The organism is Flavobacterium sp., assembly GCF_044341265.1.
Classification (GTDB): Bacteria; Bacteroidota; Bacteroidia; order Flavobacteriales; family Flavobacteriaceae; genus Flavobacterium.
The window spans coordinates 43362-63599 of the sequence record NZ_JBIISA010000002.1 but is presented as its reverse complement, the minus strand read 5'-3'; the positions used below and the strand labels follow the sequence as shown (position 1 = coordinate 63599).

The following is a 20238-nucleotide window of genomic DNA, read 5'->3' as shown; positions in this document are numbered from 1 at the left end:
AATAATAATTCAGTACGAGAGATAATTAATTCTGAAATTAATTCAGAACAAGTAAATTCAGTATACATGGAAATTGCAATAATAGCGCACGACGGAAAGAAAGCCGATTTAGTTCAGTTTTTAAACAAGAACAAAGAAATTCTTATAAAAGAAAACATCAAACTAATTGCCACTGGAACCACAGGAGGAAAGGCAGAGGCTGCTGGATTTAAAGTAAAGAAAATGCTTTCTGGACCATTGGGTGGCGATGCTCAAATTGCTGCAAGAGTAGCCGAAGGAAAAACAAAAATGGTTTTATTCTTTAAAGATCCTATGTCGAATCATCCTCACGAAGTAGATATTAATATGTTGATTCGTGTGTGTGATGTTCACAATGTACCTTTAGCCACCAATGAAGCTACAGCGCAATTATTGCTTTTGGGAATTGATGGGTTGGAGTAGGAGATAAATTTAAGATTTTCTCCTTATTTCAAATGCTCCATTTAGAATTTCATCAAGAAATCCCTCATTAATTCCATCATAATAAGGTTCAGAATAGATTGTCATTTCCCAAGTTCCTGAAACACTTTTTTTGTCTTCATCAAAATAGCCAAGATAATGTATGTCAGGATGTTCAGAGTTTTCATCTAAAACAATTTTACCATTTTCATCTTTAAAATAGTAACAAGGATATTTCAATACAAAACTAATTTTATCACCATCAATAAATCCTTTTACAAGAGCAGGCTTATTAAAAGCTTTTTCAGATTCTGAATCTGTTGATGTACCAATAAATGTGTCTTCTGTAAAATTTAATATCATAGTAAAATCTACCTCAATATATTGGTCAATGTCTTCATATCCATCTTGATAAGTAAAAATTCCTTTCCAAATTTGTTTGCTATGTGCGATTTTCATGAAATTTAATTTGTGTAGTTTAATACAGCTTGTAACTGTTGTTGTAAAGAATATTTACAAAAACAAATCTACAAAATTTCAAAGTAGGATAGAGTAGAAGTAAAGTGCTTTCACTCCTCTTTGCAAAAATTGGGATTCAGTTTTACTTGCTTTAGCATTTCCCAAGATTCGTGTTTAAAATCTTTTGGAGAGAATTTTAACAGCGGTACGAATGTTTTAGTTTTTTTGCAGTAATAACATTCCACTGTAACATTTAGTATTATTGTTTTTTTAGTAGTAAAGGCATCATAAATTTCTAATGTTCCTGTAAAAGTTGAAACTTCATTTTTTTGTTTTTTTTCTACAAATGACGCTTTTGTTTTTGGAATAGTGAACAAGGTATCTTTATTAACAACTTTCATCAAACCATCAAAATAGAATTTAAGATTGTCTTCAAAAAATTTTGCTGAAGGCTTTGTCTTTAAATTTATATCCCAAGCAAAAGCATAAGTCCAAAAACCAGGACTATCAATTTTCTCCCAACCTTTGGCAAACCTAATGTCTTCGTGACCATTATAATTAATCTCTGGAGCAAACCAAAACGGAATTTCAATAATTTCTTTAGCCCAAGTACTATCAGCTTGTATTAATTTTATCTCTTCTTTTTGTTGCCCAAATGAATAAAACGAACAACTTAGCAAAATGAATATTAAAACAATTTTATTCATATTTTTTTAAGGATTATATTTTCCAGTAAAAATAAATTAAAACGCAAAGTAAAGTGGAAATAAAAGTGTAAAAGAAGTGTAAATAGATGTAAAAAAAGAAGTTGGGATTTGTAAGCCCAAAAAACCGATTTCCAATAATTGCTGTTAACGTAAGTAATTATTCTCTTTTAAATACTCCTCTAATTCAATACCTACATTATTAAAAATTACAGTAACTTCAATTGGTGGAGAATATTTATCATCAACTTTATTTGATTTTTCAGTTGCTATTGGTTCAGAATTAAAACTTGGCGCAGGAGAAGGTTCTGCTTCCATATTATTTGTAACTTTTAAAAAGATGGTTTTGTCTTTTAATTTCAAATTGTAATAATCTTGCAATTCAAAAGTTTTAACATCTGAATTTTTATCTTGAATATTATATTTTTTAATAAACTTAAATAATTCATTAAATTTTTGAACTCCACCATATAACTTAAATGCAATTGTTTTATTTTCATTATCAGAATAAATTACAAAACGATTGAATTTTAAATTTTCAAATTTGAAAAGTGTATCACTTTCTACATATCTTTCAATTGCATAGAGTTGACCAATAACTTTATTTTGGTCGTTTGTTATTTCATTTTGGACTGCATGCCTGGTTTGTTTGTATTTTTTAAATACCTCTAAAGCAGTGTAATCTACTTTTTCAATTTTAAAAATATCTTTGTCTTTTGCAACTACATTTTTTAAAAATAGTTCCATGGTTGATGTTTCTCTTTTGATTGTGTCAAACTGTATTGGGTTAAATTTTTGGCAATAACCCGATAACATTGAGAGTAATACAAACAATGTAATTAGTTTTATTTTCATTTTAGGTTATTTTAATTTCTGCTAACATGCATTGCAATTTATTGAAAATAATCTCTTATTGTTTTTTAGAACCTGAGTTGACAAATAGAGCTTTATTATTGTATTTCAAATTAAGTGAATAAATTGTGTCATTTGTAAATTTCAAGATCTTAAAATTAAAATAATCTTGTATTTTTAAAACACTGTCTTTTTCAGAATATTTCCATTTATCTTGTTTATGAAGGCCTTCCAAATCTACATTCTTTTGATTATTTGATAAAAAGTAATTGTTACATTCACCATTTTTCTCAAATTTCATATAGAAAATCATTTTTGAGTTTGGGTTTATTTTTTCATCATTAATATATACCCATTTTTTATCTGGGTTAATAAGCAAATTTTCAAACTCACTTTTTTTACACGAAAAAAAAGTCAATGTAAGACAAAATAATAGTATACTTTTTGGGATTTTCATTTTAGCTTCTGTTTTTTGAGCTTACTACTAACTTTACACGTCTTCATGAATTAACAATGAGTGACGGACCAAGCCTTCATAAATATAGGTAAAACTTTAAATTAATAACTTTTCCATTTCAGATAAATCCCGAGTTTCACCATTGTTTCAAAACGCCGTAAGCCGTTCGGTTTTATTTTTCCATTGAGTTTATAAAGTTTTCTTCTAACAATTTTCCTTCATTTATGTTATTATAGTTGATTAGTACGCCAAGCAAATAATTTTTAACAAAACTATTATAATAGATTTGAGTTAAAACTAATTGATCGTTTGATTTATTATAGGCATCAACTTTAATTTTATAAAATTTGTACTTTCCAATTTTTATGTCAGTTACTTCAAATTCAAATCGTGCATTTTCAATTTTTGAAAAAGTTTTTTTTAGCAGTTCTGTTGTTGTTTTTTTATGTTCTTCTAAAGTTACCTTTTTAGTTTTATCTAATAAATTTAAACCTGCTGAAAATGTATTTTTACTATTCAGATTAAATCCTATTAGATGAATTCTTTTTTCAATGAAAGTATTTTTTGGTATGTTTTTTTTGATTTCACTATTTCCTTTTTCTTCTAATTGTTGAATTTCTTTTACGTTAGTAATTGTGTAATTTTCAGGTATTTTTATACTCCAATCAAATTTGTTGCAAGTATAGATTCCATTTTCAACTTTTCCACTTTCAGTATTATCTACTTTAATAGTTTCAATACCTTTTGATTTAATTACTTTTTCTTGTGAAAATGTATAATTAATTGTAATAATAAGTAACGTGATTATAATTCTAATCTTCATATTTTCTGCGTTTTTTCTGCGGTTCGCCAAACTCATGCCAAACGGCTCTTACAAGCAGCCTTTATATCTATTCAGTTTTCGGCTTTTTGTTTTAATTATTGTAATTTTTTCTATTACTTTACCAGCAACCAGATCCTGGGCATCGAGGACAAGGTGCACCATGACAATCAGACTCAGCAATTCCCAAAATAATTATTTCAGGTCTTTTATAACCTCCAGTAATAGTAGTTTTATTTAGAGCATTTAATTTCTCAGATTTGGTTTTGTCTAAACTTGCAATAAAAACGTTTTGACCAACTAATTCATCAGCTTTTTTAAAATAATTCGCAAAAGCTCTATCTAATTTAGCATTTCCCTCATTTTTTTCACCAAATCTTGAAAGTAAATCGTTTAATTCAGAATTAGAAAGTGAACATAAATCTAAAATTAAGTCTGTCTTAACGCTTGTGTCGGTTGTAGTTTTATATTTTTTTATTTTATTAAATACAGACTCTACAGACACTTTTCTATCTTTGATAAGTGCGTTTATTTTTTCTGCACTCATAGTTTTTAATTGTTCCTCTAAAGAAACTGTTAGAACTTTCTTTTCTATTAGTGTTTTTTTTCTAGTAATTTCTTTTTTCTGTTGACCAAAAATGGCATTAGATAAAATAATTGTACTTAATAGCATAAAAACTTTAATCGTTTTTGAAACATTATTTTTCATATTAAATAGCTTTTGATTTTCCCTACTCTCGGCTTGGCTTTTCGGGTTACGCCAGTTTTTTAATTAAATCAATTCGTTATTAATTTTGTTACCTTGTTTTTAATATTTCCCAAAAATATGTTTAAATTCTATAAACACATTACCGTTAAAACACCCTTTTTTTGTCCGTTATTTAACGGTTTTTTTATGCGAAATTTTCGAAGAAGGTTACAAACAACGTTTCTCGTCTTAATAAATTAGCAATGAATGAAGACCAAAACTTCATAAATATAACCAAAACTTTAAATTAAAAACATTTCTGTTTTCAAATTAATCACTTGCATCGCTATTTCTTGGAGCAGCTGTTAGCAGAGGTTGTTATTTTTCGAGTTGTTTTTAAAAGTTTTCTTTGAGTTCTTTTAAAGAAGTTTCTATATTTCCAAATTTCAATGTCTTTATAGATTTTAATTTCTCAAATTCTTTTTCTGGATAATTCCAAGAACTATTAAATCTTTCAAGATTTTCTAGTTTCAGTAAAGAATCAAATGATTTTTGTTTCATTTGTGTGTTTGTTAAAGTAAAATATTTTAATTGTTGTAAAGAACTAATAAATTCAATATTTTCAATTTTTTGAGCAGTCCAAATACTTCCATTTATTCCTAAACCTTCTAATTGTGTAAGTTTTCCGATTACTGAAAAATCAACAATGTTATTCAGTTGTTCAGTTTCAAGTGTTATTAAATTTTTCATTTCTCCCAAAACATTTATGTCTTCTACTTGACTCGAACTACCTAAATGTAAGTGTTTTAATTTTTTTAATTTTTTTATATTGTTTATAGATTTAATTCCACTCCATTTAATCCAAAGTCCTTCTAAATTTTCCATTTCACAAATACTGTCAAAAATTTTTTGTGATACTTTTGATGGAAGCCAAAGATATTTAACTTCTTTTAATTCAGGAAGTTTTACACACCAACTTTCAATTAACTTTTTTAATTGTGTTGCAGTTAATTCTCTCTTTGTTGAGTTATAGTCAAGTTGAGTAATAAATAATCTTAATTTCTCTGTTGGTTTATAATCTTCAAAAAATATAGTTGTATTAATTTTAAGTTGATTAAAATTTTCAGAATTCCAAAACCCGTTTTTTATGATGTTTTCATTCATTCTTGTTTAGTTTTTTAATCTCTGCTAACTAGTCTATACATTCCTCAAACAAACATCTACAATTATTCATAAACGTTTTTTAGTAATCGTAAATATAAAAAAAAAAAATCCTCAAAAGTCTTTACTCTCAAGGATTTTATATTTTATAAAAACTACTTTTTAGATTACTGGTTTTCTATCCAAATCACTGTAAGGATAATGTCCTTTGTCTTTCATGATTTGAAGTAAAACATCGCTGCCATATTTTCTGGCGAAATTCATTTCTTTTTCAAAAACTTCTAGACATAACAATAGGTGATGATCGCGATCGCCAATTTTAAAATCAGCATGTTTATCAAAAAGTAAGCAATAATTACTATCGGTGTTGTTAGGAACTTCTATAGTTTCATTAGGATTTAAAACCGCTTGAAAAGAGTAATTTCCAATCATAGTGAAAATGCCACAATATCTTCGCTCAATCAAATTAAAAGCTGTTTGGTTTTCATCGGTGTCATTTTCATTGTACTTTTCTTTAGTAAAAGCAATCAATTCGTACGTTCCAATTCTGTTAGGTTTAGGACCATTTCCTGCAGGATCGAGCAATTCCATAGTTACCATTGCTGTTCCTGGAATATGTTTGTCGTAATAGTACATATCAACCGCACCACCAATTTCAAAAGGTATTATTGCATGACCTACAATTCCGTTGGATGTTCCTAGAACTTCTTCAAGTCCTTTGGATTTTAGCTCATAATCTGTTTCAAATTCCTCATCTGTAAAGGATTTTTTGGCAGTAGTGTTTTCTTCTTTAGCACCACCAAATAGTTTTTTTAAGAAACCCATAGTTTATAATTTTTAGTTGGAATGAAATTAATTTATCTCAGTTAATTTTCAAAAATAATAACTACTTCTTATTCACCAAAACTACGCTCATTTGTTGTCCACCAGAAATAAGTGTTTTAATTTGAAAATAGTATTTATCGTTTTCATACAATTTATCGCCAAAAAGAATTTCCATTTTGTCAGCTTTCTTTTCTTTAGAAGTTTCAATTTTCTTAAATCCCATTTTTTCTAAAGTTTCAGGATAGCTATGAGCTTTACCAAAAGTGGTTATCAATCGCACTTCATTGTCAGTAATCATAACTGCTGTATTGTTTTTCTCGTTCATCCAAGCATCGCTTTTTTGCTCCCAACCAAAAGAAATGTTTTCTAATGTAGCTTTAATATTTTCTTTTTTGGCAGTCATTAAAGTCAATAAATCGTTGGGTGTAAAATCTCTTTGTTGGGTGTTTTTTAACTCTTTAATGCTTTCGTCGTCAATCAACAAATCAATATTAGAAGGATCTTCACTCGAGTAAACGATGTTAAGTTGTTGTCCTAAATAGAAATCTTTAAAACGATAACTCGAAATATCTTCGGTAGCTCTAACGGTTTTTCCTTCTTTAGTTTCAAATTCAACAGTTATCGATGCAAAAGAAGCGCCACCAGAGCGAAGCACTCTTTTTACTTCGGTCACGCCACCATCAACAACGGTTCCAACAGCATCAACTTGAGTCGCTTTTAGAATTCTATCGGCTCCATTAGAAAAACATTCTGAAAAAATAAAATAAACAATCACCGCCGGAATTAGCATTAGTGTCATTAACGTAAAATCAATTCTTGGTTTGTCTCTAATTTTTAGAAACTCTGGCTTCCATGTTCCGTAATAGGCTATTGCCAAGAAACTTACAAAGCAAAAAACAGCCGTTCCTAATATTGATAAAAAGGTTTTGTTTTGAGAAACGTTGGTGTTTGGTAAGTAGAAAGCAAACAGATAAATGGTAGCTATAATCAAAGCAACAAGTACTATAAACACTGCTAGATTCTTTTTGGGCATAGTTTTAAGACGCTCCTCAAGAACTTGAGCACGAGCCGTTTCAATAATAGATTTAAACTCGTCTGGATTTACTTCTTTACGCTTTAAAAAGGTTTCTATTTCGTGATCGTATTCGTTGTCTTTGATACGTTCCACTACTTTTTGTAAAATTTCTTCTTTAGTCATAGTTTAATTTTATAAAATCGCTTTAAGAAGCAATTGTTCCATTATTTTATATCCTTCTTTGTTGGGATGAACGCCATCATCACCATATATTTTCTTCAAACCTTTATTGTTATCTACCATATTTGAGTAATAATCAACATGGTTTAGGTTATTTTCTTCAGCAAATTTTTGAATTAGTTTATTCAATTCCAATACTTTATCAGCAGGTTGAATTTTGTGATTCCAATCGAATTTATTTGCCGGAAGCACAGAACATAAAATTACTTCTATTTGATTTGCTTTTGCCAATTCTACCATAGAAATGATGTTTCCCATGATATTTTCAATTGAAATGGGTCCAGTATTTTCGGCAATATCATTAATTCCTGCCAAAATAACAACTTTTGAAGGTTGCAATTGAATCACATCTTGACTAAAACGTAGTAACATTTGCGAAGTTGTTTGTCCGCTAATACCACGATTGACGAATCCATTTTCTGTAAAAAAGGAATTGTTGTAATTCGACCAAAACTCAGTTATGGAATCACCCATAAAAACAATAGGAGTGAAGCCCGATTGAATTAAAGCAAGGTTTTCGCTATGATATTTCCCTAGATTAGCCCAATCCATAGTGCTTGCTTTGTTGATTTTTTTAAAATAAGATGCTACTTTAATCCTAATCTGCTTTTTAGTTTTAAGAACAATAAAGCAATAGTGTAAGCATCGTCAGTAGTTGAGATACGCTCTGTTTTAGCAATTTTGAAAAGGTGGCTTAACTCATCTAACGAAAAGTTTTTGTCATTGATATCATGTAGTTTTTTGTACATGACTTCAATATCTAAAGCTTCATTTTTGAGTCTACCACATGAAGATTTTTCTAATAGTTCATTTATCATTTCTATATCGAAATGTATACGATGTCCAACCAAAGTGGCATTACCAATAAAGTTGATAAACATTTCAATAGCTTGAATTTCAGATAATTTAGGCTGGGAACTTTCTAAAAGAAAATCATTAGATAAACCATTGTCATGAAGAAATTTATATTGTGGAATAACAACTTCAAAAACATCACCAATAAGAATATTATCATTTACAACGCCAACAGCTCCAAAAGATAAGATTACGTCTTTCTTAGGATTAAGTCCAGTTGTTTCGGTAGATAAAACAACATATCGATTTGATTTTTTATCAAATTTGGATAAATAAGTTTTCCAAAATTCAGGATATTCTTTCTTGATATTTTTAAGCCAGTCGAGCATATACTATGAAAATTGAGTCAGTTGAAAACGATCTTTTATTAGTTCTTCTAAATCACGCATTGGATTGAGTGCATTTTTCAGTTTCTCTCTATCTACTTTATTCAGCTCATCCAGATTAATATATTGACCAGAACTATCATTTTTTAATCCTTCTACAGCTCTAAATTTTGATAAAACCAAATAAGCATCGGCACAATTCAAATATACTTCTGAGAATTTAGGATCTACAATTGCTAATTGTTTGTATCTTAAATAAGTACTGTTGATTCCTTTAATACCGTTGCTCATAGTCAACATTCTTGCACCATCAACAAGTGGCATTAAAGCTCTTGTTTTTATATCAAATTTACCTTTATTTTCACCTTCTTCTTCTAAATTGAATTTTTTGAAGAAGTTTAAAGGAGTAGGTTTCTTTATAGCATCATTTCCTAAATAATCGAAGAAAAGGACATTGTTTTTAGCATTTTTGAAAATAGTTTCCGTGATGGCATCTTCAATTTTTTGCTCACCAAAAGCCATCTCATAATCAAAGAAAACACTACTAATTTCATTAGAGTTTTCACCTGGAGTATTCATCCAACTGTTGTATTGTTTTGTCCAGTCTGTCAATGATTTACACCAAAGCATATTACTAGCCATATGACCTTGCGGACAGAATACAAATCCAACTTTCTCTAGAGTTGCCGTTGCTTTTTTTGCTAATTTTAAAAAGTAATCTTTTACATCGCGGTATTTTTCTGCAGAAACATCTTCAAAAACCAAAATACTATCTTGATCTGTCAATAACAATTGCTCTTTACGACCTTGACTACCAATGCTTAACCAAGCAAATCGAGCAGGAGGTGAGCCCAAATCTAAAATGGATTGTTCTACAGCTCTTTTTACAATTGCTAGAGTAATTTCGCCAGCAATACTATTAATATGTGTAAGAGGAATATTTTTATTTAATGAAGATTGAATAATATCAGTTAATTTATCACGAACTAATTTAAGTTCTTTGGCTGTTTGTGAACGTTTAATTTCTTTAAGAAGTACACCAGGATTATTGGCTTGAGCAACCACTAAATCATGTTCAGAAATAATACCTTTTACTTCCGATTTATCGGTTCCGTCTTGTGTTACGCACAGGTGAGTGACACCATGTTTAAGCATAACTAACTGGGCTTCAGCAACCGAAATATTTTCAGTAACAGTTATCACCGGAGAAGCCATTATTTTTTCAATAGCATTTGATAATGGAAAACGACCAGTAGCAACTTTCGATCTAAAATCTTTATCAGTAACGATTCCTACAGGGAAACCTTGCTCGGTAATTAATACACTATCAATCATATTCTCTGTAGCCAATAATGCGGCATCTTTGATAGGAGTGGTGCTACTTATTTTTAAAGGCGTTTTGTTGTAAGTCAATGATTGAAAATACAACATATCAGATTGATTGTCAGTATATCCAACATTATCTGAAAGCGATGCATGGCTTTGATTATCAAAGTTATTTTTGGTGTTGGCTGCAAAACTTTCTAATAAGAAATTTAAAACTTCAGTATTTTGAGCCACAAAAGGTTTGAAAGTCGCGATAGGAATAGCATAAACAATACTTTCTTCACGAGCTTTGGCAGTCATTTGATAATTATTTTTAGCAAAAAACGGACGTAAACCAAAGATATCACCAGCATAACATTTATTCAATAACGTTTCTTCAGCATCTGAAATAACGGTTAGATGAATAACACCAGAAGCTACAACATAGAAAGAATCATGAAGTTTATCATTAATTTGAAACAACGATTTGTGTTTTTCCAGATTAATAACACGAATGGTATTAGCAATTTTAATTAAATCATCAAATGATAAATAATTAAACGGTTCGTATTCTTTTAGAAAATTTGCAACACGTTCAGAAATAGCATTACTCATAGTATAAGTTATTTTTATAAAAATATAAAAAATCAATCAATGTGCAAAAGTAATAAAGATAAAGATTCAATCAACCTTTAAGTTTGTAGTTTTAAAACTATAATTCAGATGATTTATTATGAAACAGTGTAGTGCTTTTGAAATATTCTATTTTACATAATATAAATTATAGTGCAAATAGATAATTATTGTAAAACAGCAGAAAGCACGTGTTTTAAAGCTCTGACATGATTTTAACACGATATAATCTACCAATTGCAATTGTTAGTTTTAACGTGTAATCTTCTATTAACCAACTTCTGTAGTTTTTGGTAACGTTTCCTAAACAAATACAATATTGTTTAATTCGATATTCAATATCGTCGTTTAATTCTTTTGAAAGTTTTCTAGCGTCAATCAATTCTTCAGTATTTTCCACACACATTGTTGCGTGTTGCTCTAAAGATTTTTCAATAATGGTTTTAGCTTTCAAATTATTTTTAACTGTAAATTTGAATTCCTCATGAATATCCATAGAAATATCAATTGATTTTGAAAATTTCTTACGAAGTTCTTCAGGCATTACATATTTGAAATTACTTTCAATATCTGCATCATCACGAAGACTTTCTAAATAATATTCTGGAGATTTAAAAATATGTTGCCAATCTACAGGATTATTCCACAAACCAAAACGTAATGCGTTGTTTCCTAAGTCAATAACTGTAAAATGATCTTTATGAGGCAATTTTCTTGAACCACGTCCAATCATCTGAAAATAAAGCGTTAACGACTTCGTAGCACGATTTAAAATAATTGTTTCTACTGTGGGTTCATCAAATCCTGTGGTTAAGATTCCTACTGAAGTTAATATTGCATCTGGAGTTTTCTTAAACCATTGCAAAATATCTTTTCTATCTTCTGTAGAAGTTGTATTATCAAGATGTCTGATATTATATCCGGCATGTCTAAAACTCTCATAAACATGCAGTGATGTGTTGATTCCGTTGTTAAAAATCAAAGTTTTCTTCCCAAGGGCTTTTTCTGTATAAGCATGCAATAATTTCTCTTGCATTACCATATTACTGTACAAATCATCTGAAGATTTTACAGTATAATCACCATTTATTCCAACTTTTAATGAAGTTAGTCCAACATCATAACTATAAGTTGTTGCTTTTGCTAAAAATCCTTTATCTATAAGGTTTTGAATCGTATCTCCAACAATCAATTCGCTGTAATTTTCATACATCGGAAGTTTAATATTCGAACTCAATGGCGTTGCTGTAACTCCAAGAATAAATGCATTTTCAAAAGCACTAAATAACTTCCTAAATGAATTGAAGTGAGCTTCGTCAATTATCACTAAACCAACATCTTGTATTTCTAATTTTTCATCATTAAGACGGTTTTTTAACGTCTCAATCATAGCTACAAAACAAGAATATTCTTCTTGATCTGGAAGCTCTTTAATGGCACTGTTGATGACTTTATTTTTAACATCAAACGCTTTAAGCATTTTTGAAGTTTGCTTACAAAGTTCTATTCGATGCGTTAGAACAACAACTTTCTTATTATGTTGCTCCAAGTAACGTCTTGTGATTTCAGAAAATATTACAGTTTTTCCGCCACCTGTAGGCAATTGATATAATAAATGATAATTGTGTGGCGCATTATCTAATCGCTCAAAAATTTTGTCGATATCGCCTTTCTGGTAACCGTAAAGTTCCTTTTTATCTTCAATTTCGGCAAGAATATCTTTTTTTGACATAGCGATTTTTACAATTTTGCAAAAATACATCTAAAAAAGAGTTTGAACGCTATGTTTTTAGAAATATATAGAAAATTTAATAATCAAATCGTTCCACAATAGCGTTGAATTCGTATTTATTCATCCAATTTTGTTTGATACTTTCTTCTTTTATAGCCACTACTCTACTTCTAAATTCGTCTAAAATTCCTTTCTCAATCATGAAACTAATGGCTTGTTCAAAGGAATTGAGCATACTTTTATAAAATGCTTCTTGATTAATTTGCTTTTCAGATGATAAGGTTTGCGCAATTTCAATGTTATAAAGCATGACATCAACAATTATAAAAGAATCTACTCCAAGTGTAATAAAATGTTTGATGAATTTCTGTGCTGTAGAGCGACGCATTTTAGGCTTTTTACCTCGAATTGGATAATATTCGTTTGATATTTTGAGTTTTGCATCTTTAACCAAATTTCTTTCGTTTGGATTAAAAACAAAATCATAATACACTTTTACGTCTTTAAATTTGTCGTAAAGCTCTATTAATTGTTCTTCCAATTGTTCTTTATTCAATTCGGATAAATACTTTTTTAAATCGCGTTTGCTCATATAAATGCTAAATTATTGCAAAAGTAAGTCAGATTGTAGGTTTTTAAATAATGATATGCTTAATTTTGTAAACCAAAATAAAAATCGATGTTGAAATTTTTTAAAAAATTAGCCCTAATAGAAGGAATATCAGCAATTCTTCTTTTTTTCTTTGCCATGCCAATGAAATATATTTTTGGAGATCCAATTTATGTAAAACATATTGGAATGGCTCATGGTGTATTGTTTACTTTATATATCATAGTTGCGACCTATCTTAAATTCTCTGAAAAATGGGAAGCTAGAAAATATGTTGAGATTTGTTTGGCTTCTATTCCTCCATTTGGAACTTTTTACATTGAAAGAAAGTATTTAAAGAATGCATAAAACGTTAGAGAAAATATTTGGTTGGTTGTATCCTCTACTTCGTAAAATGAGTTTTGGGGATACCACAGCATCTTATATTAGCTTGGCTATAAACATTGTTATTTTATGTGTTTTGGCTTATCTAATATATGTAATATTTAGATTAACATTGGTTACAATTATGGCAATTGTGGCTAAAAAGACCAAAACTAACTTCGATGATTTGTTAGTTTCCAATCAAACTGCCAAATATATTGCTCATTTAATTCCGTTTTTATTCATCTATAAATCAGTTCCGGTTATTCTTGAAGCTTATGTTTATTGGGAAACCGTTTTCGGAAAATTAGTTGGAATTTATATTATTTTATTATCACTTTGGATAGTTCGAAGCGTTTTAAAAGCCATTCGTGATTACTTAAAAGATCAACCAAAATATAGTGATAAACCGATTGATAGTTACATTCAGGTAATTATGATAATCCTTTGGATTGTTGGAGTCGGTGTCATAATTTCAAAGATATTTGATATAACTACAAACACATTATTTGGAACTTTAGGAGCAATTTCGGCCATCGTAATCTTGATTTTTAGAGATACCATTCTCGGATTTGTAGCAAGTGTTCAAGTTTCTTTAAATGATATGGTTCGAATTGGAGATTGGATTACATTTGATAAATATGGTGCTGATGGTGATGTAATTGAAATCAATTTGGCAACAGTAAAAGTTCGAAATTTTGATAATACTACAACTACAATTCCAACTTACAGCTTAATTTCTGATTCTTTTAGAAATTGGAGAGGAATGTTAGATTCTGATGGAAGACGAATCAAAAGACATATTTTAGTTAAAGCAAAAAGTATCCGATTTTTGACTGATGACGATTTGCAAAAAATGAAGCGCATTCAATTGGTTTCTCATTATATAGATGTTCGTCAAGAAGAAATTAATAAGTATAACAAAACCTATAATGTAGATAAATCGCTATCTATTAATGGTAGAAACATGACCAATTTTGGATTGTTCAGAAAATATATTACTAATTATTTAGAACATTATCCTGGAATTAATAAAAATATGATTCTGCTTTGTCGTCAATTGCAGCCTACTCCACACGGAATGCCTTTAGAAATTTATGTTTTTTCTAAAGACCAAAGATTTGAGCAATACGAATATATCATGGCTGATATTTTTGATCATATTATAGCATCAATAGCCTATTTCGATTTAGAAATTTACGAAATGCCAACCGACAGAATGACTTTAGAAGAATAATTATTTTTTCAATCTGTCTTCAACGTATTCAATTTTTGTTTTACCATGAGCTTGAGGTTTTCCATCTAAACCAACACTTACCATAGTTATGGTGTCAATTGTAATGATGGTTTCTTTGGTCATCATGTTTCTTACTTCACACATTAAAGTTAAAGATGTTGTTCCGAATTTTACTACGTCAATTCCAATTTCAACAATATCACCTTGTTTTGCGGATGCTCTAAAATTGATTTCCGACATATGTTTGGTAACAATTCTAGGACTTTCTAGTTGAATTATGGCATACAAAGCAATTTCTTCGTCAATCCACGCTAATAATCTACCTCCAAATAAAGTGCTGTTTGGGTTCAAATCTTCGGGTTTAACCCATTTTCTAGTATGAAATCTCATGAGAAATTAAATTTATTTAGCAAATTTAACTATTTCAGTTTTGCTTTTGTGCTTAATTAACAAAATTTAAAACTTCTACATTGAGGTAAAATTATTTCTACAAATTGCTTTTTGTTTTTAAAAAAGTTGTTAATTACGTGTAAACCATTATATTTGCAAATTAATAGTTTATATAACCTATTTTATAATATGAAAAAAATTACATTATTGTCATTATTGTTGACTTCATCGCTGTCAGTTCTAGCTCAAGAAAATAAAGTTAAGAAAGATACTACTGCGTCTTCTGAATATAACAAATGGACAATTGAGGCATCTGTAGGTCAAGCAAAAGGTGTTAGACCTTATTCAAAAGGATATTTTTCAAGTGATCCTAAAACATTTTTTGGAAAACCACAAGCCAACAGTTTTTCTGTAGGTGTGAGAAGAATGATTAGTCCTACTTTTGGTTTTAAAGGTGCTTTTCATTATGAAGAATTAAAAAACATTAAAAACAATGGTAGTTTTCCATTTAAAATGCAACAATTTGGTGTCTCTTTACAAGGAGTTGCCAATTTGAATCGTTTATTTAGTATGCAAGAATCACTTGATAGATTTTTATTTTTAGTTCATGGTGGTATTAAATTAGACCGTATGACTTCTAAAACAGAAAACATCATTGAAAATGATAACAATTATAATCAAAGTGAATTAAATGGAGGTTTATTAATAGGAATAACTCCTGAGTATAGATTTTCAAAACGTCTTTCTGTATTTTTAGATGTAACTGTGCAAAATAATTACAGACAACATTTTAATTGGGATGGTACCTATACAGATGTTTCAGACAACTTAAATGGGCAACTAATTACTACATCATTTGGATTGACTTATTCGTTAGGAAGAAATGATTTCCATGGTGATTATGCTATCTTAAAAGATAAAAACATTGATGAAATTGAAGCTCTTAACAAGAGAATTGGTGATGTAGAAACATTAATGAATGATACAGATAAAGATGGTGTAGCTGATTATTTAGATCAAGAAAACAATTCTGTAGCTGGTGTTGCTGTTGATACAAGAGGTAAAATGGTTGATATCAATAGAAATGGTGTTCCAGATGAATTAGAACGATATATTGACAAATCATCTAAAGAAACTTCAGAAAAATCTAATTCTGACATGATTAAACGTTTAGTAAACGAAGGTTATGTTACAACGTATTTCGATACAGCTAAAGTTAAACCTACAAATGTTTCAACTGAAGGAATTGACTTTATCAGAACTTATTTGAAAAACAACCCTACTGCATCTGTAGACATTATTGGTCATGCAGACGAAATTGGATCTAATGAGCGTAATGATGCATTATCTAAAGGACGTGCAGAAGCTGTTAAAGCAATTTTAGTTAAAGCAGGAATTGATGCTTCAAGACTTAATGTAGTTAGTTCAGGAGAAGATACATCAGTAGCTGTAGATTCAGAAGGAGCTAGAAAACTTGTTAGAAGAGTAACTTTCAAAATCAAAGACTAATTAACAATTAGTTCTTAATAAATATAAATCAACCTCTGTTTTACGACAGAGGTTTTTTTATAACTTTAAATAAAAAAATATGGAAGCAAGAGATATTTCAATTTTAGAATTACGTGGCTCTTCAATAGGAAACATTACTGAGCAATCTTCGTCAGAAGAAATCTTTCAAAACAAGACCTTGAGACCAATATTAAAATTTCAAAATGATTTATTTATTGAAGTTTTTACCAACTATGCTGTAAAGCAAAAAGGCGTTTTCTTCACGCTTTCTCCTGAAAAAAAGATGGCTTATATAGAAAATACAATCCAACGAGACATCAAATTTAGAAACTCGCTAAAAGGAATGGTAATTGGTTTATTTACTACAGAGGAATACAATACTTATATTAAAAATTCTTCCAATTTGAATAAGAGAATGATGAACATGTTGATAGAGCGATTGAAAAGTCAGGTGCTTTTACTTGAAGTTGCTAGTTAATATCGGTTTGTTTTATTTAAAAACTTATAGATTTTTTTCCAACTTGTAGTTTGCAAAGCAATGAATGCATCTAATTCTTCTCTTTTAGAGTTGATTTCTGTTGCTCCCAATGCTTCATCATTATTGATGAAAATTCCTTTTGCTCCAAGATTTTTGGCAAATTCTATATCGGTTAATCTATCACCTATCATGAAAGATTTTTTTAAATTGTATTTAGGATTATCTATATATTCTGTAACCATAGCTATTCCTGGCTTACGAGTTGGTTTTTTATCTTCTGGATAGGAATCATCTATAAAAACTTTACTAAAAACAATTCCTTCATTTTCGAATGCTTTCATGATTTTGTTGTGAATGTTCCAGAAAGTTTCAGTTGGAAGCGCTTTAGTTCCTAACCCATCCTGATTGGTAACCATTACAATTTCGTAATCTAATTTTCGAACAATTTTTCCTAAATAGCGAAACACTTCAGGGTAAAATTCTAACTCATCAAAAGAATCTAAAACATAATCTGGTGCTTTTGCTTCTCTTACAATTGTTCCGTCACGGTCGATGAAAAGGATTTTCTTCATAACTTATTTTTTTTCAAATCTAAATAAAAAAACCGCTTAATCACGACTAATAAAGCGGTTTTTAAAATATAAATGGTTATTTAATCTTCATCTTCTGCAGCTTCACCTCCACTTTCAACTGCTTCTGTTGCTGTTCCTGAATTTGCTCTGATTTCTGTATGACGAACTTCTCCTCCAGTTGTACCGGTTTGTTTTCCTAAAAAGATTCCAACAGCAGCAATCGTTAATGCTAAGAATGATACTAATTTAGCTTGTGAGTGTTTTTTGATATTGGTATACAATCCAGCAATTGAAACTACTCCTAAAAGATATAATACTATGGCTAGTTTTTCGGCCATTTCTTCATGCTCATGAATGATTTGTTTTCCAACAGAAGGCATGTCTTCTACCATTTCCTCTGCTCCTTCTCCTGTTGCCATACTTATAGCAGCAAAAATAGCTCCTACGATAAACAAGCTATAAGCTGTATTTTTTACAGAATCATTTTTAAAAACAATTCCTGCAATTAAAACTCCAAAACCAAGAATTATTCCAATAATTGGAAAGTGGTTTACTACCATGTGCAAATGTGCGTCGTTCATAATTTAATTTTTTAAGTTTTTATTTAGTTCTATTGGTTAGCCTAAAGATAGTCTTTTTTTAAAAATTTAATATTGTAAAATTCTGTAAATAAATTGTATAGTTCATTTATATTTTTAAACTCTAACTCCGAAGATATATCCAACTAGTGCAGATAAAACCATTGCTATTGTTCCCCAAATGGTTATACGCAAAATAGCTTTTTTTACACTTGAACCTCCAGTTTTAGCAGCAATACTTCCCAATACCATTAGAAAAATTATTGTGAAAGCATAGAGCCAATATTCCATATTTTTTACTGGTGCAAAAAGAATAACAAGTAAAGGCAAAACACCACCAACAGTAAATGCAGCGCCTGATGAAATAGCAGCTTGAATAGGATTTGCTTGACTTATCTCATTTATTCCTAATTCATCTCTAATATGAGCACTTAAAGCGTCTTTTTCTGTGAATTCTATTGCAACTTGCATTGCTGTTTCTGGTTTTAAACCTCTTTTTTCATATATTTGAGCTAATATTTTCAACTCTTCTTCAGGCATTTCTTTTAATTCTTTTATTTCTCTTTCAATATCTGCTTTTTCTGTATCCGTTTGTGAACTTACAGATACATATTCTCCAGCTGCCATTGACAATGCACCAGCAACAAGTCCGGCAACTGTAGCTAAAACAATTGGCTCTCTTGTTGAACTTGCAGCAGCAACTCCAATAGCAAGACTTGAAATAGATATTATTCCATCATTTGCTCCTAAAACTGCAGCTCTTAACCAATTACTTCTATGAATGTAATGACTGTCTAGATAATTATCTATTGTTATTGTTTCCTTTTCTTTTTTAGATTTAATCATCTTAATTTATATTTTAGTACTTGATTTAGTTTATAATATCAAAAACGCCTTTTACCAGAAGTTTAGAATTATTATTTATTTGCTCATTTGATAGAATTTCAACAAAATTTTCAGAGGAAGTTCCTTTTTGAACCTGAACCTTTTCAAATGAATATCCTTTAGCATCTTCATTCTTTAATAAAAGTACGAAATATTTCTGGTTTTCAAAGATTAAAGCGTCTTTCGGAATGGCTAATCCTTTTTTAGAATCGGTTATGATTTGAGATTCAACAAACATACCTGTTAATAATCTTTGTTTGATAGCGTCATCAAGATGCCCATGAACATTAATAGTTCTATCATTACCTTCAATAGATTTTCCTACCAAATGAACGTCAGCATCAAAAATTTCCTTAGAAGCTTCTGGAACAGTGAATTTAATTTTTTGACCAACTTTGATTTTCAAAATATCCTTTTCAAAAACTGCTAATTCTAAATGCAAATGACTTGTATCAACAATTTCTAAAATTACATCAGAAGCTGCAATGTACATTCCGACATTAGCATTCATGATTACAATATCACCTGAAATTGGAGAAAAAATAGTAACAACAGAAGTCAATTTTCCTTTTTCAACATTGCTTGGATTGATGTTTAGCAAAAGTAATTTAGCTCTTAAACTTTGATACATTCCTTTGGCTCTTCTATAATCACTTTCCGATTTTAAGTAGTTCTTTTGAGAAGTAATTTTCTCATCATACAACGTTTTTTGTCTTTCAAATTCCGATTTTAAATAGGTGATTTGTTCGGCAACTTCAAGATAATCTTTCTGAATATCTAGAAATTCTGTGTTTTCCATTGTTAAAAGTGGTTGACCTTTAACTACTTTATTTCCAACCAAAAGACTCGTAGCTTTTACATATCCTCCAATAAATGAAGTAATTTTAGCTCTGTTTTGAGGTGGAACATCTATCCTACCTGACGCTTTTACAGTTACATCAAAATCTTGTTCTACTGGAGTTCCAACTTCCATTGCCATAGTTTTAAATTGATTGGTAGAAATCATAGTTAAACCATCATTTTTCTCAGCTGGAGCTTCTGTTTTGGCATCTTTACATGAAATTAGTAAAGTAGTCGCTGCAAGTATATATAGTATTTTTTTCATT

Annotated in this window: 24 protein-coding genes; 5 read left to right on the top strand and 19 right to left on the bottom strand. The window is 29.7% G+C overall.

Annotated features, from left to right (window positions below):
- Positions 1-66: 66 nt before the first annotated feature.
- The gene (locus ACIQ06_RS01445) at positions 67-441 is read left to right on the top strand and encodes a methylglyoxal synthase (protein WP_298304044.1); all 375 of its coding nucleotides are present in this window, start codon (positions 67-69) and stop codon (positions 439-441) included.
- Positions 442-450: 9 nt separating this feature from the next.
- On the opposite strand, the gene ACIQ06_RS01440 is transcribed toward ACIQ06_RS01445, so the two are convergent.
- From ACIQ06_RS01440 to ACIQ06_RS01375, 14 genes are all read right to left on the bottom strand, one after another.
- On the bottom strand, positions 451-897 hold the full coding sequence (locus tag ACIQ06_RS01440; RefSeq protein WP_396143305.1) for a hypothetical protein: 447 nt from the start codon (positions 895-897) through the stop codon (positions 451-453).
- Between the two features lie 110 nt (positions 898-1007).
- Entirely contained in the window at positions 1008-1604 is a 597-nt protein-coding gene (locus ACIQ06_RS01435; protein WP_396143302.1) for a hypothetical protein, read from the bottom strand.
- 144 nt (positions 1605-1748) lie between these two features.
- Positions 1749-2456 carry a hypothetical protein gene (locus ACIQ06_RS01430; RefSeq protein ID WP_396143299.1) on the bottom strand — a complete coding sequence of 236 codons (708 nt, stop codon included), beginning with the start codon at positions 2454-2456 and terminating at the stop codon, positions 1749-1751.
- 55 nt (positions 2457-2511) lie between these two features.
- Entirely contained in the window at positions 2512-2754 is a 243-nt protein-coding gene (locus tag ACIQ06_RS01425) for a hypothetical protein (RefSeq protein ID WP_396143297.1), read from the bottom strand.
- A 328-nt stretch (positions 2755-3082) separates the two neighbouring features.
- Positions 3083-3733, bottom strand: a complete 651-nt coding sequence (locus ACIQ06_RS01420) for a hypothetical protein (RefSeq protein WP_396143294.1) — start codon at positions 3731-3733, stop codon at positions 3083-3085.
- A gap of 118 nt (positions 3734-3851) precedes the next feature.
- Positions 3852-4439 (bottom strand): hypothetical protein, encoded by a 588-nt coding sequence (locus ACIQ06_RS01415; RefSeq protein WP_396143292.1) that lies wholly within the window; start codon positions 4437-4439, stop codon positions 3852-3854.
- Between the two features lie 375 nt (positions 4440-4814).
- A complete protein-coding gene (locus tag ACIQ06_RS01410; RefSeq protein ID WP_396143289.1) occupies positions 4815-5582 on the bottom strand; it encodes a hypothetical protein in 768 nt (255 codons plus the stop codon).
- Between the two features lie 159 nt (positions 5583-5741).
- Positions 5742-6404, bottom strand: coding sequence for a hypothetical protein (locus ACIQ06_RS01405; RefSeq protein WP_396143286.1), 663 nt, complete (start codon positions 6402-6404; stop codon positions 5742-5744).
- A 61-nt stretch (positions 6405-6465) separates the two neighbouring features.
- Entirely contained in the window at positions 6466-7602 is a 1137-nt protein-coding gene (locus ACIQ06_RS01400) for a hypothetical protein (RefSeq protein ID WP_396143283.1), read from the bottom strand.
- Positions 7603-7611: 9 nt separating this feature from the next.
- Entirely contained in the window at positions 7612-8211 is a 600-nt protein-coding gene (locus ACIQ06_RS01395) for a GDSL-type esterase/lipase family protein (RefSeq protein ID WP_396143281.1), read from the bottom strand.
- A gap of 35 nt (positions 8212-8246) precedes the next feature.
- Entirely contained in the window at positions 8247-8843 is a 597-nt protein-coding gene (locus ACIQ06_RS01390; protein WP_396143278.1) for a PolC-type DNA polymerase III, read from the bottom strand.
- A gap of 3 nt (positions 8844-8846) precedes the next feature.
- On the bottom strand, positions 8847-10760 hold the full coding sequence (locus ACIQ06_RS01385) for a DUF294 nucleotidyltransferase-like domain-containing protein (RefSeq protein ID WP_396143276.1): 1914 nt from the start codon (positions 10758-10760) through the stop codon (positions 8847-8849).
- A gap of 214 nt (positions 10761-10974) precedes the next feature.
- Positions 10975-12510 carry a DEAD/DEAH box helicase gene (locus ACIQ06_RS01380; RefSeq protein WP_396143273.1) on the bottom strand — a complete coding sequence of 512 codons (1536 nt, stop codon included), beginning with the start codon at positions 12508-12510 and terminating at the stop codon, positions 10975-10977.
- A 76-nt stretch (positions 12511-12586) separates the two neighbouring features.
- Positions 12587-13102, bottom strand: coding sequence for a DUF6155 family protein (locus tag ACIQ06_RS01375; RefSeq protein ID WP_344816416.1), 516 nt, complete (start codon positions 13100-13102; stop codon positions 12587-12589).
- A gap of 87 nt (positions 13103-13189) precedes the next feature.
- Here ACIQ06_RS01375 and ACIQ06_RS01370 point away from each other — a divergent pair, with 87 nt between their 5' ends.
- Together ACIQ06_RS01370 and ACIQ06_RS01365 are read left to right on the top strand one after the other, a co-directional pair.
- Positions 13190-13468 (top strand): DUF3817 domain-containing protein, encoded by a 279-nt coding sequence (locus tag ACIQ06_RS01370; protein ID WP_396143270.1) that lies wholly within the window; start codon positions 13190-13192, stop codon positions 13466-13468.
- A complete protein-coding gene (locus ACIQ06_RS01365; protein WP_396143267.1) occupies positions 13461-14720 on the top strand; it encodes a mechanosensitive ion channel family protein in 1260 nt (419 codons plus the stop codon). Before ACIQ06_RS01370 ends, ACIQ06_RS01365 begins: the two co-directional genes overlap by 8 nt.
- On the opposite strand, the gene ACIQ06_RS01360 is transcribed toward ACIQ06_RS01365, so the two are convergent.
- On the bottom strand, positions 14721-15110 hold the full coding sequence (locus ACIQ06_RS01360) for an acyl-CoA thioesterase (RefSeq protein ID WP_396143265.1): 390 nt from the start codon (positions 15108-15110) through the stop codon (positions 14721-14723). It abuts the gene before it with no gap.
- Between the two features lie 189 nt (positions 15111-15299).
- Here ACIQ06_RS01360 and ACIQ06_RS01355 point away from each other — a divergent pair, with 189 nt between their 5' ends.
- Positions 15300-16619, top strand: coding sequence for an OmpA family protein (locus ACIQ06_RS01355; protein WP_396143263.1), 1320 nt, complete (start codon positions 15300-15302; stop codon positions 16617-16619).
- Positions 16620-16698: 79 nt separating this feature from the next.
- Positions 16699-17097 carry a glyoxalase gene (locus ACIQ06_RS01350; protein WP_396143261.1) on the top strand — a complete coding sequence of 133 codons (399 nt, stop codon included), beginning with the start codon at positions 16699-16701 and terminating at the stop codon, positions 17095-17097.
- Here ACIQ06_RS01350 and hisB read toward each other — a convergent pair.
- The 4 genes from hisB to ACIQ06_RS01330 all read right to left on the bottom strand — a co-directional run bounded on the left by hisB (position 17094) and on the right by ACIQ06_RS01330 (position 20237).
- Positions 17094-17669 carry a histidinol-phosphatase gene (gene hisB / locus ACIQ06_RS01345; protein ID WP_396143259.1) on the bottom strand — a complete coding sequence of 192 codons (576 nt, stop codon included), beginning with the start codon at positions 17667-17669 and terminating at the stop codon, positions 17094-17096. The two genes, ACIQ06_RS01350 and hisB, sit on opposite strands and share 4 nt — an antisense overlap.
- 80 nt (positions 17670-17749) lie before the next feature.
- Positions 17750-18250, bottom strand: a complete 501-nt coding sequence (locus ACIQ06_RS01340) for a hypothetical protein (RefSeq protein ID WP_396143257.1) — start codon at positions 18248-18250, stop codon at positions 17750-17752.
- A 114-nt stretch (positions 18251-18364) separates the two neighbouring features.
- The gene (locus ACIQ06_RS01335) at positions 18365-19093 is read right to left on the bottom strand and encodes a VIT family protein (RefSeq protein ID WP_396143255.1); all 729 of its coding nucleotides are present in this window, start codon (positions 19091-19093) and stop codon (positions 18365-18367) included.
- Positions 19094-19118: 25 nt separating this feature from the next.
- Positions 19119-20237, bottom strand: a complete 1119-nt coding sequence (locus ACIQ06_RS01330; protein WP_396143253.1) for an efflux RND transporter periplasmic adaptor subunit — start codon at positions 20235-20237, stop codon at positions 19119-19121.
- Position 20238 lies beyond the last annotated feature (1 nt).

Coding starts and splice junctions, on each gene's coding strand:
- ACIQ06_RS01445 (WP_298304044.1), top strand. CDS start 67: ATGGAAATTGCAATAATAGCGCACGACGGAAAGAAAGCCGATTTAGTT.
- ACIQ06_RS01440 (WP_396143305.1), bottom strand. CDS start 897: ATGAAAATCGCACATAGCAAACAAATTTGGAAAGGAATTTTTACTTAT.
- ACIQ06_RS01435 (WP_396143302.1), bottom strand. CDS start 1,604: ATGAATAAAATTGTTTTAATATTCATTTTGCTAAGTTGTTCGTTTTAT.
- ACIQ06_RS01430 (WP_396143299.1), bottom strand. CDS start 2,456: ATGAAAATAAAACTAATTACATTGTTTGTATTACTCTCAATGTTATCG.
- ACIQ06_RS01425 (WP_396143297.1), bottom strand. CDS start 2,754: ATGAAATTTGAGAAAAATGGTGAATGTAACAATTACTTTTTATCAAAT.
- ACIQ06_RS01420 (WP_396143294.1), bottom strand. CDS start 3,733: ATGAAGATTAGAATTATAATCACGTTACTTATTATTACAATTAATTAT.
- ACIQ06_RS01415 (WP_396143292.1), bottom strand. CDS start 4,439: ATGAAAAATAATGTTTCAAAAACGATTAAAGTTTTTATGCTATTAAGT.
- ACIQ06_RS01410 (WP_396143289.1), bottom strand. CDS start 5,582: ATGAATGAAAACATCATAAAAAACGGGTTTTGGAATTCTGAAAATTTT.
- ACIQ06_RS01405 (WP_396143286.1), bottom strand. CDS start 6,404: ATGGGTTTCTTAAAAAAACTATTTGGTGGTGCTAAAGAAGAAAACACT.
- ACIQ06_RS01400 (WP_396143283.1), bottom strand. CDS start 7,602: ATGACTAAAGAAGAAATTTTACAAAAAGTAGTGGAACGTATCAAAGAC.
- ACIQ06_RS01395 (WP_396143281.1), bottom strand. CDS start 8,211: ATGGATTGGGCTAATCTAGGGAAATATCATAGCGAAAACCTTGCTTTA.
- ACIQ06_RS01390 (WP_396143278.1), bottom strand. CDS start 8,843: ATGCTCGACTGGCTTAAAAATATCAAGAAAGAATATCCTGAATTTTGG.
- ACIQ06_RS01385 (WP_396143276.1), bottom strand. CDS start 10,760: ATGAGTAATGCTATTTCTGAACGTGTTGCAAATTTTCTAAAAGAATAC.
- ACIQ06_RS01380 (WP_396143273.1), bottom strand. CDS start 12,510: ATGTCAAAAAAAGATATTCTTGCCGAAATTGAAGATAAAAAGGAACTT.
- ACIQ06_RS01375 (WP_344816416.1), bottom strand. CDS start 13,102: ATGAGCAAACGCGATTTAAAAAAGTATTTATCCGAATTGAATAAAGAA.
- ACIQ06_RS01370 (WP_396143270.1), top strand. CDS start 13,190: ATGTTGAAATTTTTTAAAAAATTAGCCCTAATAGAAGGAATATCAGCA.
- ACIQ06_RS01365 (WP_396143267.1), top strand. CDS start 13,461: ATGCATAAAACGTTAGAGAAAATATTTGGTTGGTTGTATCCTCTACTT.
- ACIQ06_RS01360 (WP_396143265.1), bottom strand. CDS start 15,110: ATGAGATTTCATACTAGAAAATGGGTTAAACCCGAAGATTTGAACCCA.
- ACIQ06_RS01355 (WP_396143263.1), top strand. CDS start 15,300: ATGAAAAAAATTACATTATTGTCATTATTGTTGACTTCATCGCTGTCA.
- ACIQ06_RS01350 (WP_396143261.1), top strand. CDS start 16,699: ATGGAAGCAAGAGATATTTCAATTTTAGAATTACGTGGCTCTTCAATA.
- hisB (WP_396143259.1), bottom strand. CDS start 17,669: ATGAAGAAAATCCTTTTCATCGACCGTGACGGAACAATTGTAAGAGAA.
- ACIQ06_RS01340 (WP_396143257.1), bottom strand. CDS start 18,250: ATGAACGACGCACATTTGCACATGGTAGTAAACCACTTTCCAATTATT.
- ACIQ06_RS01335 (WP_396143255.1), bottom strand. CDS start 19,093: ATGATTAAATCTAAAAAAGAAAAGGAAACAATAACAATAGATAATTAT.
- ACIQ06_RS01330 (WP_396143253.1), bottom strand. CDS start 20,237: ATGAAAAAAATACTATATATACTTGCAGCGACTACTTTACTAATTTCA.